The sequence below is a fragment of the Frigoribacterium sp. ACAM 257 genome, assembly GCF_007954365.1.
Classification (GTDB): domain Bacteria; phylum Actinomycetota; class Actinomycetes; order Actinomycetales; family Microbacteriaceae; genus Frigoribacterium.
In genome coordinates this window covers 475,291-489,091 of sequence record NZ_VOLO01000003.1, presented here as the reverse complement: position 1 = coordinate 489,091, position 13,801 = coordinate 475,291, and the positions used below count along the sequence as shown (strand labels likewise).

The window sequence follows — 13,801 nt, the reverse complement described above, 5'->3', positions numbered from 1 at the left end:
CGGGTCACCCCCCTGCCCCGTCGTCGGCGGCTGGTCGGAGGTCATCCGGCGGTCCGGAGCGGACGCCCCCCGCGTCGCTCCAAGCCGATATGCCTCGAGGAGCCACGCTGTGACGGTCGAATCCCCCCCTCCGGCCGTCCAGCGTCTCCCGGGGCGGCCCCGCGCCGACCAGACGACGCCCGGCGCGCGGGACCGCGTGCTGACGACGGCAGACCGCCTCTTCTACGACGAGGGCGTCCGCGTCGTCGGCGTCGACCGGCTCATCGCCGAGGCGTCCGTGACGAAGGCCACCTTCTACAAGCACTTCGGCGCGAAGGACACCCTGGTGCTCGAGTACCTCCGGGTCAGGCACGAGCGCGCCGTCGCGGGACTCGCGGCCGTCGTGGCCGCCTCCCCCGGCGGGGCAGCGACCGTCCTCGCCGTCGTCGACGACGTCGTCGCCCAGATGCAGTCCCCTCGGTTCCGCGGCTCTGCCTTCGCCAACGCCGCCGCCGAGTTCAGCGACCCGACACACCCCGTCCGCGCCGCCGTGGCGGAGCACCAGGAATGGCTCACCGACGCCCTCGTCGACCTCTTCAAGGGCGCGGGGCACCCGATGCCGGGCGATGCCGCCGACGACTTCCTGCTGGCGCTCGACGGCGCACTCACGGGCGCCTACTGCGGCGACGCCATCGCCACCTCCGCGGCGCTCCGCCGGACGGCCGAGCGCCTCCTCCCGGCCTAGCCCCAGAGCCGGGGAGGCCCGAGGGCCGGCACGCGACGATCGGGGGCGGTCGCCCCTAGGCGGAGACGCGGTCGAGCTCGAGCACCTGCGTGCGCGTGAGCTTGACGGTCGCCGCCTGGGCCAGCTCGACGACCTGCTTGGCGTTCGTGGCGCTCGCCACCGGTGCGACCACGTGCGGCTTGGCCAGCAGCCAGGCCAGGGCGACGGCCGCGGTCGACACCTCGTGCGCCGACGCGACGCTGTCGAGCTCGTGGAGCACCCGCAGGCCCTTCTTGGTCAGGTAGCCCGAGACCCCGCGTCCGCGCCTGGTGCCGGCGAAGTCGGAACGCGACCGGTACTTGCCGGTGAGGAAGCCGCCGGCGAGGGCGAACCGCGGCATGACGCCGAGGCGCAGCTGAGCGGCGACGCGCGCCAGGCCCTTCTCGTACTCGGACCGGTGCATGAGGCTGTACTGGTTCTGCAGGGCGACCATCGGGGCCACTCCGAGCATGCCCGCGGCGATGCGCGCCTCGTAGAGGCGGTTGCCCGAGTGGTGCGACCCGCCGAACCATCGGACCTTGCCGGCGCGGATCAGGTGGTCGACGGCGAGCAGTGTGCGCTCGAAGGCGACCTCGGTGTCGTCGACGTGCAGGTACAGCAGGTCGATGTGGTCCGTGCCGAGGCGCTCCAGAGAAGCCTCGACGGCACGCTCGATCGAGCGCGGCGACAGGCCGGGAGCGTCGGCGCCCTTGCCGACCTTCGTGGAGACGACCATGTCGTCCCGTGAGCGGCGCGAGCGCATCCACGAGCCGATCATCACCTCGCTGCGACCGCCGGCGTAGCTGTCGGCCGTGTCGACGAAGTTGCCGCCGTGGTCGTAGTACGCGTCGAGGACGGACATGGTGTCGGTCTGGTCGGCCGTCCAGCCGAAGACGTTGCCGCCGAGCGCGACGGGGAACACGCGGAGGTCGGACACGCCGAGCCGACGACGGGGCTGGATGATGCCGAGGTCGACGGGGACCGTGGCGTCGCCCACCGTCTCGGACATGCGCGCGGGCAGGTCGACGGGAGGAGCGGAGGGCGTGGTGGGACCGGGGGTGCCCGCCGACGTGTTCGTCACTCCGTGCCCTTCGTGGTCGTGGCGTCGTGCGCGTGGGTACGCCGGACGACCACCTCGATGTGCCGCCTGAGATGGCCCGGGAGCACCGTGCTCGCTCCTGGTGCAAGCGTACGTGCTGCGGTCGTCGCGCGCCTGCCGCCGCACCCGATCGTTACGAGATCCGACACCCCGAGTTCGGGGGCTGCCCCGGGAGGGCCGGCGCGACGACGGAGCGCCCGCCCCGACGTGGTCGGGACGGGCGCTCCGTTCTGCTGCTCGTCGGGGACTAGACCTCGACGGACTCGTCGTTCGACTGCTCGGCGGCGCCGCTCGAGTCGGTGTCCGCCTCCTCGGCGACGACGGGCGCGAGCGACAGCTTGCCGCGGTCGTCGATCTTGGTGATCTCGACCAGGATCTTCTGTCCGACCCCGAGGACGTCCTCGACGGCCTCGACGCGCTTGCCGCCGGCCAGCTTGCGGACCTCGCTGATGTGCAGGAGGCCGTCCTTGCCGGGGAGGAGCGAGACGAAGGCGCCGAACGACGCGATCTTGACGACGGTCCCGAGGAACTGCTCGCCGATCTCGGGGTTCGTCGGGTTCGCGATCGCGTTCACCTGGGCGCGAGCGGCCTCGGCCGAGGGACCGTCGACGGCGCCGATGTAGACCGTGCCGTCCTCCTCGATCGAGATGTCGGCACCCGTGGTGTCCTGGATCGAGTTGATCGTCTTGCCCTTCGGGCCGATCAGCTCGCCGATCTTGTCCTGCGGGATCTGCACCGAGATCACGCGGGGCGCGGTCGGGGCCATCTCGTCGGGCGCGTCGATGGCCGAGTTGAGCACGCTCAGGATGGCGGTGCGCGCCTCCTTGGCCTGCTTCAGGGCGGCGTCGAGGACGGCGGTCGGCAGACCGTCGAGCTTCGTGTCGAGCTGGATGGCCGTGACGAACTCGGACGTGCCGGCGACCTTGAAGTCCATGTCGCCGAGGGCGTCCTCGGCACCGAGGATGTCGGTCAGCGCGGCGTAGCGCGTCTGGCCGTCGACCTCGTCGGACACGAGGCCCATGGCGATGCCCGCGACGGGCGCGCGGAGCGGCACGCCGGCGTTCAGCAGCGACAGGGTCGAGGCGCAGACGGAGCCCATCGACGTCGAGCCGTTGGAGCCGAGGGCCTCGGACACCTGACGGATGGCGTAGGGGAACTCCTCACGCGACGGCAGCACCGGCACGAGGGCGCGCTCGGCGAGGAAGCCGTGCCCGATCTCGCGACGCTTGGGCGAACCAACGCGGCCGGTCTCGCCGGTCGAGTAGGGCGGGAAGTTGTAGTGGTGCAGGTAGCGCTTCTTCGTGACCGGGCTCAGGGAGTCGATCTGCTGCTCCATCTTGAGCATGTTCAGCGTGGTGACGCCCATGATCTGGGTCTCGCCGCGCTGGAAGATGGCGGAGCCGTGCACGCGCGGGATGACCTGGACCTCGGCGTCGAGCGGACGGATGTCGGCGAGGCCGCGACCGTCCATGCGGACCTGCTCGGTGAGGATGCGGTCGCGGACGACCTTCTTCGTCGCCGACTTGTAGGCGGCGGAGACCTGGCCGGTGGCCTCGGCGGGCAGCTCGCCCGCGTCGACCTTGGCCGAGATCGCCTCTTTGACCTTGCCCTTGAGCACGTCGTCGGCGTCCTGGCGCTCGGTCTTGCCGGCGATCTTGTAGACCTCGGCGAGCTCGGTGCCGGCAGCCTCGGTGACGGCCGCGAGGACCTCGTCCGTGTAGGGCAGGAACACCGGGTAGTCGGCGATCTCCTTGAAGGCCTGCGCGGCCATGGCCGACTGCGCGTCGACGAGCTGCTTGAGGAACGGCTTGGCCGCCTCGAGGCCCTGGGCCACGACGGCCTCGTCGGGCTTGGTGGCGCCGCCCTGGATGAGGCCCCAGGCGTGCTCGGTGGCCTCGGCCTCGACCATCATGATGGCGACGTCCTCGTTGCCCGCGGCGTCGGTGACGACACGGCCGGCGACGGTGAGGTCGAAGACGGCCTCCTCGAGCTGCGAGGCCTTGGGGAACGCGACCCACTGGTCGCCGATGAGCGCGAGGCGCACGCCGGCGATCGGGCCGGAGAAGGGCAGGCCGGAGATCTGGGTCGAGGCGCTGGCGGCGTTGATGGCCAGGGCGTCGTAGAACTCGTCGGGCGCGATGCTCAGGACGGTGATGACGACCTGCACCTCGTTGCGGAGGCCCTCGACGAAGGAGGGGCGCAGGGGCCGGTCGATGAGACGGCAGACGAGGATGGCCTCGGTGGAGGGACGACCCTCGCGACGGAAGAACGAGCCGGGGATCTTGCCCGCGGCGTACGAGCGCTCTTCCACGTCGATGGTGAGCGGGAAGAAGTCGAAGTTGTCCTTCGGCTTCTTGCTCGCGCTGGTGGCCGAGAGGAGCATGGTGTCCTCGTCGAGGTACGCAGCGACGGCTCCCTGAGCCTGCTGGGCGAGACGGCCGGTCTCGAATCGGATGGTGCGCTTGCCGAACTTGCCGTTGTCGAGGACGGCTTCGCCGAACTTGATCTCTGGACCCTCCATGTGGGGGCTACTCCTCTTTGTTTTGCATCGAGGCCCCGTGTGGGCATCGATGTGCAGCGGGAGCGGGCGGCGGGGACGGCATGAGGACACGCACGTGCAGCAACGCGACGGAGGCGGCGGCACGTCTGGTCAGCGGAAGAAACGGTCGGATCCACCTCCCGACCAGTGCGCCCTCGCGGCGTTCACGTGTCGGGGCGTTCCGCCTGTCACCACCGGCGACCAGCAGCCAGACCGGCCTGCTCCGAGGGCGATGCTAGCACCCGGGCCCTCCGAGACCGGGGAAGTGCCCCCTCTTCGGGGCGGCGACCGGCGCGCGCACCGCCGCTAGGGTCGAGAGATGCACGCACCTCGCCGCACTCGGCGCACCGGCCGGAGCGTCGGGGCCGCCACCGCGGTCGCGGTCGCCTGCTCCGCGGCGATCGTGCTGACCTCGGCCCTGCCCACGGCCGCCGTGGAGGCACCGACCGGGGACGCCTCATCGGTGCAGCAGCAGGTGGACGCCGTCGTGAGCTCGCTCGACGAGCTCGAGGCCGGTGCGGCGGACGCCGGCGAGAGAGCGGTCGCCGCCGAGGGCGTGAGCACCGGGGCCGCCGACGCGCTCGCGCGGGCCGCCGTGCTCTCGGACCAGCTCGACGCCAGGTCCGCGGAGGCCGCGTCGGCCGAGGAGGCGGCCCACGAGCAGGCGGGACAGCTCGCCGCGCACCTGGCGCGCGTCGGGAACGGCGCCTCGACGACGAGCGTCCTGCTGACCTCGCACCGCCCCGACCAGGTGCTGAGGCAGATGGGGACCCTCACCCAGCTCGGAGACCGCTGGCAGGTCGTGCTGGCCGACGCCACGACGAGCAGCAACGAGCTCGCCTCGCTTCGCGACCAGTCGGAGGCTGCTCGTGCGGAACGCGAGCGCCTCGCGGCGGAGGCGGCGCAGGAGGCGTCGGCCGCCTCCTCGGCACAGGCGGCGGCCGACGACGCGGTCGCGTCGGCGACGAGCCGGACCGACGTGCTCTACTCGCAGCTCGCGACGCTGCGGCAGAGCACCGCCGACGCCGAGCGGGCTGCCCGGCAGGACGCGGCGGTGCAGGCCAGCGTCGAGCAGGCGGGGGCGGCTGCTGCGGACCGGGGGGCTGCCTCGGGCGGCGGGGCAGGGACGGCGGCACCGCCTGTCGTCGCTCCGGCACCTGCCGCGCCCGGGCCGGCACCCGCACCGGCACCGGCACCGGCACCGGCACCGGCACCGGCACCCGCACCGGCCCCCGCACCTGCCCCGGCCCCTGCTCCCCCGGCCGGCGTGGTCAACGACCCGGCCGGCGCGCAGGCCTACGCCGCGACCAAGATCGGCACCGGTGCCGAGTACGGCTGCCTCGTCCAGCTCTGGAACAAGGAGTCGGGCTGGCGGACGAACGCGCAGAACCCCACGAGCGGCACCTACGGCATCCCGCAGGCGAACCCCGGCAGCCTCATGGCCTCGGCCGGGCTCGACTGGCGGACCAACTACCGGCCCCAGGTCAACTGGGGCCTCAGCTACATCGCCGGGCGGTACGGCACGCCGTGCGGCGCCTGGGGCTTCTTCGTGCGGAACAACTGGTACTGAGCCGACCGCCCCGGTTGGTACTGAGCCGACCGCCCCGGTCCCCTCCTCGACGCAGGCGGTGCCGCGGACGAGAACGGCCCCCGCCTGCAGAGCAGGACGGGGGCCGGAGTCGAGACCCGGAGGTCGTCGGCGCTGGGTCGACTAGCGACGCAGGCCGAGGCGACCGATCAGCGTGCGGTAGCGCTCGATGTCGACCTTGGACAGGTAGCCCAGGAGACGACGGCGCTGGCCGACGAGGAGGAGCAGGCCACGACGCGAGTGGTGGTCGTGCTTGTGCTCTTTCAGGTGCTCGGTCAGGTCGAGGATGCGCTGCGTCATCACGGCGATCTGGACCTCGGGGGATCCGGTGTCGCCGGGGTGGGTCGCGTATTCTTCGATGATCCGGGTCTTGACGTCAGGTGCGAGTGCCATTCAGGATCCCCTTCCAGTTCGTTGCGCGGCGCCCGTCACAGGATGTGCGAGCTCTCTTGTTCCGCGGCCGTTCAGACGGCAACCTGACGAGCTTACCAGACGGGCTGCTCTCAGGAGGCGACCCTGGCACGGGCGGACGGCTGCGGCCGGCGGCCCTTCCTGCGCCTGCGCCGAGGGAGCAGGAGCGCCGTGAACGCGGCCCCGATCGTCGCGCCGAGGGTGTTCGAGACGAGGTCGCGCACGTCCGAGACGCGGCCGTCGAGGTACGCGCTCTGGTACGACTCGATCCCCCACGAGGCGGCGAAGCCGACCAGGACGCCCAGCCACCAGAACCGACGGGGCAGCAGGAGGACCACGAGCGCGCCCATCGGCAGGAACATGATCACGTTCGAGGCGAACTCGACCCGGTCGAAGGTGATCCACGCCGTCTCGTCGTGTCGCGAGAAGAAGCCCAGTGCCCGCCACAGGAGGTTGCTGGTGCGGTCGCCGTAGACCTCGGGACGCAGGGTCATCCACGCCACCAGGCCGAGGTAGGCGAGGGTGAACAGGAGGAGGACGGCGCGGCGCATCCGTCCATGGTGGGGCACGCCGGCTCGGAAGTCGCTGCCCGGAGCCGAGGACCATCCTCTCGGCTGAGGAGGTCGGGCCTGGGGAGGGAGGACCGGGAGGCGCCTCCTAGGCTGACGGGATGGACGAGACCACCGCCTCCCTGGCCGCTCTCTGGGCCCGGGTCGCGCAGCGCGCCGACCCGCTCCCCCTCTCGTGGATGCTGCTCGCCGTGGCCGCCGGGGCCGCGCTCGTGCTGCTGCCGGGCACCTGGCACACGGTGCGGCACGCGGTGACCGTCGTGCACGAGGGCGGCCACGGCCTGGCCGCCGTGCTGACCGGTCGGCGGCTGACCGGGATCCGCCTGCACTCGGACACGTCCGGGCTGACCGTCTCGCGCGGTCCGCGGTCGGGGCCGGGCATGGTGCTGACCCTGCTGGCGGGCTACACCGCCCCGGCGCTCGCCTCGCTCGGCGCCGCCTGGCTGCTCGGCGCGGGGTTCGCGGCCGGCCTGCTCTGGGCGCTGCTGCTGCTGCTCGCGCTGATGCTCGTCCAGATCCGCAACTGGTTCGGCCTGTGGGTCGTGCTCGTCGGCGGGGCCGTCGTCGCGGGCGTCACGTGGCTCGCACCGGTCGAGTGGCAGCAGGTGTTCGGGCTCGTGCTGGTGAGCGTGCTCGGGCTGGGGGCCCTGCGCGCCTCCGTCGAGCTGCAGGCGAGCCGTCGTCGGGCGGCCCGCCACGGCGGGCGCACCGAGTCGGACGCCGACCAGCTCGCGCGGCTGACGCACCTGCCGGGCGTCCTCTGGGTCGCCGTGTTCGTGGGCGTCGCGGCGGCGTGCCTCGTGGCGGCGTCGCTGCTGTTGTTCCCGGGGTGGCTGGCGCCCTAGGCGGGCGCGCTGCCGAGGGCGTGCACGGGGATGCGCGACGCGAGGCGCTCGCGGCCGGGGAGGCCCTCGAGCTCGAGCAGCACGGCGATGCCGACGACCTCGTAGCCCGCGCGCTCGAGCAGGGTGACGGTCGCGTCGGCCGTGCCGCCGGTGGCGAGGACGTCGTCGACGACCAGCACCCGGGTGCCCGCGGGCAGCTGGCTCGGCCGCAGCTCGAGCGTCGCCTCGCCGTACTCGAGCGCGTAGCTCTCGCTCAGGACCTCGCCGGGCAGCTTGCCGGCCTTGCGCACGGTGAGGACGCCGACGCCCTGCTCGATCGCGATGCCGCCGGCGAGCGCGAAGCCCCGGGCCTCGATGCCGGCCACGGCGGTGAAGGCCCCGTCGAAAGGCTCGGAGAGGGCGGCGGTCACGGTCGCGAAGGCGTCCGCGTCGGAGAAGAGCGGCGTGACGTCGCGGAACAGGATCCCGGGGACGGGGAAGTCGGGGACGACGGCGATCATGCGGTCGACGAGGGCGGAGGCGTCGGAGGCGGTCATCCGGTCGACGCTACCGGCTCGCCGAGGTCGCGCCGCACCTCCTGCGACCAGAGCCCGCCCGTGGCGGCCGACCTGCTCGCTCGCTCGCTCGCTCGTGACGATCGTGTGAACGGACGGCCCCGATGTCGGAGGCAGGTGCCAGAGTCTGGACATGACCCGCTTCATCGTTCCCCCGTACCTGCTCGCCCACCTCGCCGCGGCCGACACTGACCGCTTCACGCGGGCTCCCGAGGCGGCCCGTCAGGGGCTCCTGCAGATCGACGAGGTGCGCGCGGCGCGCAGCGAGGCACCGCCGGTGCGACGGGGCGCCGTCGCCCGGGGGCCCGAGGTCGAGCGGACCATCTCGGACGCGCAGGGCACCGAGCAGCTGCCCGGCGTGCGGGTCCGCGGCGAGGGCGAACCCGCGGGCGACGACGTCGCGGTGACCGAGGCGTACGACGCGCTCGGCGCGACCCACGCCCTGTTCCTCGAGGCCTACGGGCGGTCGAGCATCGACGGCGCCGGCTTGCCCCTCGACGCGACCGTGCACTACGGACAGGACTACGACAACGCCTTCTGGAACGGCGAGCGGATGGTCTTCGGCGACGGCGACGGCGAGGTCTTCCGCCGGTTCACCGCCTCGGTCAGCGTCATCGGCCACGAGCTCGCCCACGGCGTGACGCAGTACACGGCGAACCTCGAGTACCAGGGGCAGTCGGGCGCGCTGAACGAGTCGGTCAGCGACGTCTTCGGCGCACTGGTCGAGCAGCACCTGTTCGACCAGACGGTCGAGCAGGCGACCTGGCTGATCGGCGAGGAGCTGTTCACCGAGGCCGTCGAGGGCCGGGCGCTCCGCTCAATGTCGGCGCCCGGCACGGCCTACGACGACGACGTCCTCGGCAAGGACCCTCAGCCGGCCCACCTGGACGACTACGTCGAGACGACCGACGACAACGGGGGCGTGCACCTCAACTCGGGCATCCCCAACCGTGCGTTCTTCCTCGTCGCCGACGCCCTCGGCGGCCACGCGTGGGAGCGCGCGGGGCAGGTCTGGTACGACACTCTCGTCGGCGGGCAGATCTCGCCGACCGCCTCCTTCGCGGAGTTCGCCGCGGCGACGGTGTCGGCGGCCGCCGCCCGGTACGGTGCGGACTCCGAGGAGGCACGGGCGACGACCGCGGGCTGGCAGGGCGTGGGCGTCGAACCGGCAGCCTGAGCTCTGCCGCTCGGCCGCTCGGCCGCTTGCTGCTCGGCCGCTCGGCAGCCGGGCCGCACGGCGCCGCGGAGTAGCATCGCGGCCATGATGGTGACCGTCCAGAGGTCCGGCGGCTTCGCCGGGCTCACTCGCACCTGGCAGGTCGACGTCGATGCCGAGCCCGACACCGAGTCCTGGCTCGTGCTTCTCGAACTGGTGCCCTGGTCGGACGCGCCGACGCCGACCCAGCCGGTGCAGCCCGACCGCTTCGTGTGGGTCATCTCTGCGGAGACCACGCCGGCGAAGAAGGCCAAGCTGCCCGAGCAGCAGGTGACCGGGCCCTGGCGCGAGCTGGTCGATCGGGTGCGCGAGGTGAGCGACGCCGAGCGTGCAGCCGACGGACACGGCACCCGGCCCGACTCGCACGCGCCCGGACGTGAGGGCTAGCCACGTGCCCTCCCGAGACGTCCTCTTCGGGTCCGTCGCCGCGGTCGTCGTCGTCGGCGGCGCCGTGGGGATCGGCCTGGTCGGATCGGCACAGCCGTCCCGCGTCGTCGGCGCCGAGAGCGCCCCGCCCTGGCCCGTGCCCGCCGTGGGCGACCGGCTCGGCCGCGCCGAGCTCGCGGGGATGCAGAACGTCTGGGGCGAGGACCTCGCGATGCACGTGCACGCGCACCTCTCGATCACGGTCGACGGCGAGGCCGTGACGATCCCCGGCGACATCGGGCACGACGCCGACACGAAGCTCGCCGCTCCCCTGCACACCCACGACACGTCCGGCATCGTGCACGTCGAGTCGCCCCGACGGGAGTCGTTCGTGCTGGGCCAGCTCTTCACCGAGTGGGACGTGCACCTCGACGCCGTCAGCATCGGCTCGCTGGGCCCCGACGACGGCCTCGAGCTGACGACGTTCGTGGACGGGAGTCGCTGGTCGGGCGACCCGGCCGGCATCCGGCTGAGCGACTTCGAGGACGTCGCGCTCGTGCTCGCGCCCCGGGGCGAGGTCGTCACCGCGCCTCCTGCGTTCGCCTGGCCGCCCGACTACCGATAGCGCGTCGGCGTCGACACCCGCAGGACCCGCGCGCACCCTGCCGCGCGCCGAGGGGCCCGCGCGGCTTCGACGGGTGTCGACGATCCAGCCTGAGCGGCCTTGCTCGAGGAAGAGGAGGTGAGGTGTGCGGAGGAGAGGAAGCGGCAGAGGCGCGGGCGGCGGCGGCGCGGCAGGTGGTGGCGGCAGAGGCAGGGAGGCGGCACCCTGGGGACATGGACGAGAAAGAGACCCTGCAGCGCTACTTGTCGAAGCAGCGCGCCGATCTGCTGGCGAAGCTCGACGGGCTCGACGAGTACGACGTACGGCGTCCGCTCATGCCGAGCGGCACCAACCTGCTCGGCCTCGTCAAGCACGTCGCGAGCGTCCAGCTCGGCTACCTCGGCGAGGTCTTCGGCAGACCGTCGGACCGCGAGATGCCGTGGCTGACGGAGACCAGCGAGCCGGAGGCGGACCTCTGGGCGACCGAGGACGAGACGCGGGAGGCGATCGTCGCCTTCGCCCGCCACTCCGCCGAGCACGCCGACGCGACCGTCGCGGCGCTCGACCTCGACTCCCCCGGCGTCGTGCCGTGGTGGCCCGCCGACCGACGGGACGTGACGCTGCACTCGGTCCTCGTGCACCTGTGCGTCGAGACGGCGCGTCACGCGGGCCACGCCGACCTCGTCCGCGAGCTGGTCGACGGCAGGCTCGGCAACGGACCGGCCGACCCGAACGTGCCGATCCTGGACGACGAGGGCTGGCGAGCGCACCACGACCGGGTCGAGGCAGCGGCGCGGGCCGCCGGCCGCCGGGAAACGACGCGATAGCGACAAAGCGACCTGGGACATCGCGTCGTCTTGTCGTCTCCGCGTCGCTTTGCGACCATGCGGCGGCGGCGCGGCGCTAGCCGACGACTGTGAGGCGTTGCGTCGGCCGGGTCATCGCCACGTAGAGGCTGGCCGCGCCTCGCGCGGCGCCGGTGCGGATGCCCTCGGGGTCGACGAGCACGACGCTGTCGAACTCGAGCCCCTTGGACGTCGCCGGGCTGAGCACCGAGATCGGGCGGGTCAGCGACGCCGTGCCCGGCGCCACCTGCCCCGGGAACAGCGGGTCCAGCCCTGAGACCAGATCGGCCACGAGGTGCTGCGGCGCGATGACCGCGAGGGTGCCGTCGGCGTCGACCCCGCGATCGGCGGCGACCGCCTCGACGACCGCGGCGACGAGGGCGTCGCGCGCGGCGCCTCCTCGGCTGTCGCCCGAGGCGGCGAGGGCGGGCACCGCGATCTCACGGACCGGCCACTCGCTCGACCGGACCGACCGGCTCGCCGTGATGGTCAGGCCGTTCTCGACGGCGAGGCGCTCGGCGTGCTCGACGATCTGGCTCGGCGTGCGGTAGTTGACCGTGAGTTCTTCGAGGCGCCAGGGCGCCGTGGTGCCGGCGACGCTCGAGCCGCGGCGACGGCCGAGCAGGGCCTGGAGCGCCCTGTCCCACGAGGAGGCGGCGGCCGGGCTGGACGCCTGGGCGATGTCGCCGACGACGGTGAACGAGCGCAGCGGGCAGCGGCGGGACAGCAGCCGCCACTGCATGGGCGACAGTTCTTGTGCCTCGTCGACGACGACGTGGCCGAAGGCCCAGGTCCGGTCGCCGGCGGCGCGCTCGGAGGTGGTCATCGACGCGGCGCGCTCGGCGAACCCGCCCGCGATCTGCTCGGCCGACACCATGCCCTCGACGCCCATGTTCTCGATCGCGCGCTCGGCGTTCTCGATGTCGCGCTTGCGCTGCTGCTTGCGGGCCAGCTTGTCGGGGTCGACACCCGCCTGGAACTCGCCGAGCAGCTCGGCCGCCTCGTCGAGCAGCGGCACGTCGGAGATCGTGAACTGCGAGCCGCGCGGACGCTGGAGCAGGGCCCGCTGCTCGGGCGTCCAGCGCTGGGTGATCGTCGCGAGCCAGTTCGGCCGCGCGAACAGATCCTCGATCAGCTTCTCGGCCGACAGCGGCATCCACGCGGTGTTGAGCAGCACCCGGACGTCGTGCGACTGCCGGATGTCCTCGCGGAGCACCGCCTCGTCCGACTCGTCGACCGTCGTGCCGTGCTCGCGCATCTGCGACACGAGCAGGCGGGTCAGGGCCGACAGGGCCGCCTTGTTGAAGGTGACGCGGCCGAGGTTGTGCTGCTTGCCCCGCTCCTGCGCCCGCCGCATGGCGTCGCCGATCAGCTCGGGCTGCACGACGAGCCGTTCGCCGTTGATGTCGATCGTCGTCGCGTGGCTCGGCCGGACCTGTCGCGAGCGGACCGCACGCTTGATCAGCTCGGCCATCTCGGCCGAGCCCTTGAGCGCTGCGACGTCGGGGGCGTCGTCGACCTGCGTCTCGAGGTCGGGGTAGAGCCCGCCGAGGCTCGACAGCACGACGCCGCTCTCGCCGAGCGACGGCAGGACCTGCTCGATGTACCGCAGGAACGACCGCGACGGGCCGACGATGAGCACACCGGAGCCGCGCAGACGGTCACGGTGCGAGTAGAGCAGGTAGGCCGCGCGGTGTAGAGCGACGGCGGTCTTGCCCGTGCCGGGCCCGCCCTGGACGACGAGGACGCCGTCGAGCTCGGACCGGATGATCCGGTCTTGCTCGGCCTGGATCGTGGCGACGATGTCGGTCATCCGACCGGTGCGCTGGGCCGTGAGGGCGGCCATCAGCGCGCCCTCGCCCTGCAGCTGCACGTCGTCGCGGTCGAGCAGGTCGGGGTCGAAGACCTCGTCCTCGAGGCGGGTGACGGCACGCCCGGCGAGGGTGAGGTGACGGCGGGCTCGGACGCCCATGGGCGTGGCCGCGGTCGCCTGGTAGAAGGCGCTCGCGCCGGGCACCCGCCAGTCGAGCAGGATCGGGTGGTGCTGCCGGTCGCGCAGGCCGACCCGGCCGATGTAGCGGAGCGCGCTGCCGGTCTCGTCGGGCCGCTCGAGCTCGAGGCGGCCGAAGGCGAGACGCTCGTCGACGGCGCCGAGCTGCGTGATCGTGTCCTCGTAGAGCTTCGCGAACGCGTCCCGCTCGCTGCGGCTCTGGTGGTTGCCGCCCACGGCCTCTCGCCGGGTGCTCTCGAGCCGCACGCGGGCGTCGGCCTTCAACTCGTCCAGACGCGCGTACAGCGTGGCCACGTAGGCGCGTTCGCGCTCCAGCTCAGATGACACCAGGTTTGCTCCACCCCTCGGGAAAGACGGCACGCCAGTCTACCTGTGCAGGGGCGCTCGTCCGCCCCACACGCGACGGCGCCCG

General features: G+C 72.8%; 13 protein-coding genes. 7 read left to right on the top strand and 6 right to left on the bottom strand.

Going from position 1 to position 13,801, the window contains the following annotated elements; translation table 11 throughout:
• Positions 1 to 109 precede the first annotated feature (109 nt).
• On the top strand, positions 110 to 724 hold the full coding sequence (locus tag ES689_RS12100; protein WP_146904743.1) for a TetR/AcrR family transcriptional regulator: 615 nt from the start codon (positions 110 to 112) through the stop codon (positions 722 to 724).
• Positions 725 to 779: 55 nt separating this feature from the next.
• Here the strand turns inward: ES689_RS12100 and ES689_RS12095 are convergent, their stop codons facing one another.
• Together ES689_RS12095 and ES689_RS12090 are read right to left on the bottom strand one after the other, a co-directional pair.
• The gene (locus ES689_RS12095; protein WP_223269571.1) at positions 780 to 1,823 is read right to left on the bottom strand and encodes an aldo/keto reductase; all 1,044 of its coding nucleotides are present in this window, start codon (positions 1,821 to 1,823) and stop codon (positions 780 to 782) included.
• A gap of 265 nt (positions 1,824 to 2,088) precedes the next feature.
• Positions 2,089 to 4,362, bottom strand: a complete 2,274-nt coding sequence (locus ES689_RS12090; protein ID WP_146904740.1) for a polyribonucleotide nucleotidyltransferase — start codon at positions 4,360 to 4,362, stop codon at positions 2,089 to 2,091.
• 337 nt (positions 4,363 to 4,699) lie between these two features.
• Between ES689_RS12090 and ES689_RS15930 the strand changes: the two genes are divergently transcribed.
• On the top strand, positions 4,700 to 5,950 hold the full coding sequence (locus tag ES689_RS15930) for a hypothetical protein (protein ID WP_223269570.1): 1,251 nt from the start codon (positions 4,700 to 4,702) through the stop codon (positions 5,948 to 5,950).
• 141 nt (positions 5,951 to 6,091) lie between these two features.
• Here the strand turns inward: ES689_RS15930 and rpsO are convergent, their stop codons facing one another.
• Together rpsO and ES689_RS12065 are read right to left on the bottom strand one after the other, a co-directional pair.
• On the bottom strand, positions 6,092 to 6,361 hold the full coding sequence (rpsO, locus tag ES689_RS12070) for a 30S ribosomal protein S15 (RefSeq protein WP_056262814.1): 270 nt from the start codon (positions 6,359 to 6,361) through the stop codon (positions 6,092 to 6,094).
• A gap of 110 nt (positions 6,362 to 6,471) precedes the next feature.
• Positions 6,472 to 6,930 (bottom strand): VanZ family protein, encoded by a 459-nt coding sequence (locus tag ES689_RS12065; RefSeq protein WP_146904729.1) that lies wholly within the window; start codon positions 6,928 to 6,930, stop codon positions 6,472 to 6,474.
• Between the two features lie 119 nt (positions 6,931 to 7,049).
• Here ES689_RS12065 and ES689_RS12060 point away from each other — a divergent pair, with 119 nt between their 5' ends.
• Positions 7,050 to 7,793 (top strand): M50 family metallopeptidase, encoded by a 744-nt coding sequence (locus tag ES689_RS12060; protein WP_146904726.1) that lies wholly within the window; start codon positions 7,050 to 7,052, stop codon positions 7,791 to 7,793.
• Here ES689_RS12060 and ES689_RS12055 read toward each other — a convergent pair.
• Positions 7,790 to 8,329, bottom strand: coding sequence for an adenine phosphoribosyltransferase (locus ES689_RS12055; protein ID WP_146904723.1), 540 nt, complete (start codon positions 8,327 to 8,329; stop codon positions 7,790 to 7,792). The two genes, ES689_RS12060 and ES689_RS12055, sit on opposite strands and share 4 nt — an antisense overlap.
• 151 nt (positions 8,330 to 8,480) lie before the next feature.
• Here ES689_RS12055 and ES689_RS12050 point away from each other — a divergent pair, with 151 nt between their 5' ends.
• From ES689_RS12050 to ES689_RS12035, 4 genes are all read left to right on the top strand, one after another.
• Positions 8,481 to 9,524, top strand: coding sequence for a M4 family metallopeptidase (locus tag ES689_RS12050; protein ID WP_146904720.1), 1,044 nt, complete (start codon positions 8,481 to 8,483; stop codon positions 9,522 to 9,524).
• An 84-nt stretch (positions 9,525 to 9,608) separates the two neighbouring features.
• Complete coding sequence (locus ES689_RS12045; protein ID WP_146904717.1) at positions 9,609 to 9,950, top strand: protealysin inhibitor emfourin; 342 nt, start codon at positions 9,609 to 9,611, stop codon at positions 9,948 to 9,950.
• Between the two features lie 4 nt (positions 9,951 to 9,954).
• Positions 9,955 to 10,554, top strand: coding sequence for a hypothetical protein (locus ES689_RS12040; RefSeq protein WP_146904715.1), 600 nt, complete (start codon positions 9,955 to 9,957; stop codon positions 10,552 to 10,554).
• Between the two features lie 212 nt (positions 10,555 to 10,766).
• The gene (locus ES689_RS12035) at positions 10,767 to 11,360 is read left to right on the top strand and encodes a DinB family protein (RefSeq protein WP_146904712.1); all 594 of its coding nucleotides are present in this window, start codon (positions 10,767 to 10,769) and stop codon (positions 11,358 to 11,360) included.
• A gap of 76 nt (positions 11,361 to 11,436) precedes the next feature.
• Here the strand turns inward: ES689_RS12035 and ES689_RS12030 are convergent, their stop codons facing one another.
• Positions 11,437 to 13,719: a UvrD-helicase domain-containing protein gene (locus ES689_RS12030; protein ID WP_146904976.1), complete on the bottom strand. Its 2,283-nt coding sequence runs from the start codon at positions 13,717 to 13,719 to the stop codon at positions 11,437 to 11,439.
• Positions 13,720 to 13,801 lie beyond the last annotated feature (82 nt).

Bases quoted from the DNA above. Each gene is read 5' to 3' on its own strand.
- ES689_RS12065 (WP_146904729.1), bottom strand. From the start codon at position 6,930: ATGCGCCGCGCCGTCCTCCTCCTGTTCACCCTCGCCTACCTCGGCCTG.
- ES689_RS12050 (WP_146904720.1), top strand. From the start codon at position 8,481: ATGACCCGCTTCATCGTTCCCCCGTACCTGCTCGCCCACCTCGCCGCG.
- ES689_RS12060 (WP_146904726.1), top strand. From the start codon at position 7,050: ATGGACGAGACCACCGCCTCCCTGGCCGCTCTCTGGGCCCGGGTCGCG.
- ES689_RS12045 (WP_146904717.1), top strand. From the start codon at position 9,609: ATGATGGTGACCGTCCAGAGGTCCGGCGGCTTCGCCGGGCTCACTCGC.
- ES689_RS12090 (WP_146904740.1), bottom strand. From the start codon at position 4,362: ATGGAGGGTCCAGAGATCAAGTTCGGCGAAGCCGTCCTCGACAACGGC.
- ES689_RS12035 (WP_146904712.1), top strand. From the start codon at position 10,767: ATGGACGAGAAAGAGACCCTGCAGCGCTACTTGTCGAAGCAGCGCGCC.
- rpsO (WP_056262814.1), bottom strand. From the start codon at position 6,361: ATGGCACTCGCACCTGACGTCAAGACCCGGATCATCGAAGAATACGCG.
- ES689_RS12055 (WP_146904723.1), bottom strand. From the start codon at position 8,329: ATGACCGCCTCCGACGCCTCCGCCCTCGTCGACCGCATGATCGCCGTC.
- ES689_RS15930 (WP_223269570.1), top strand. From the start codon at position 4,700: ATGCACGCACCTCGCCGCACTCGGCGCACCGGCCGGAGCGTCGGGGCC.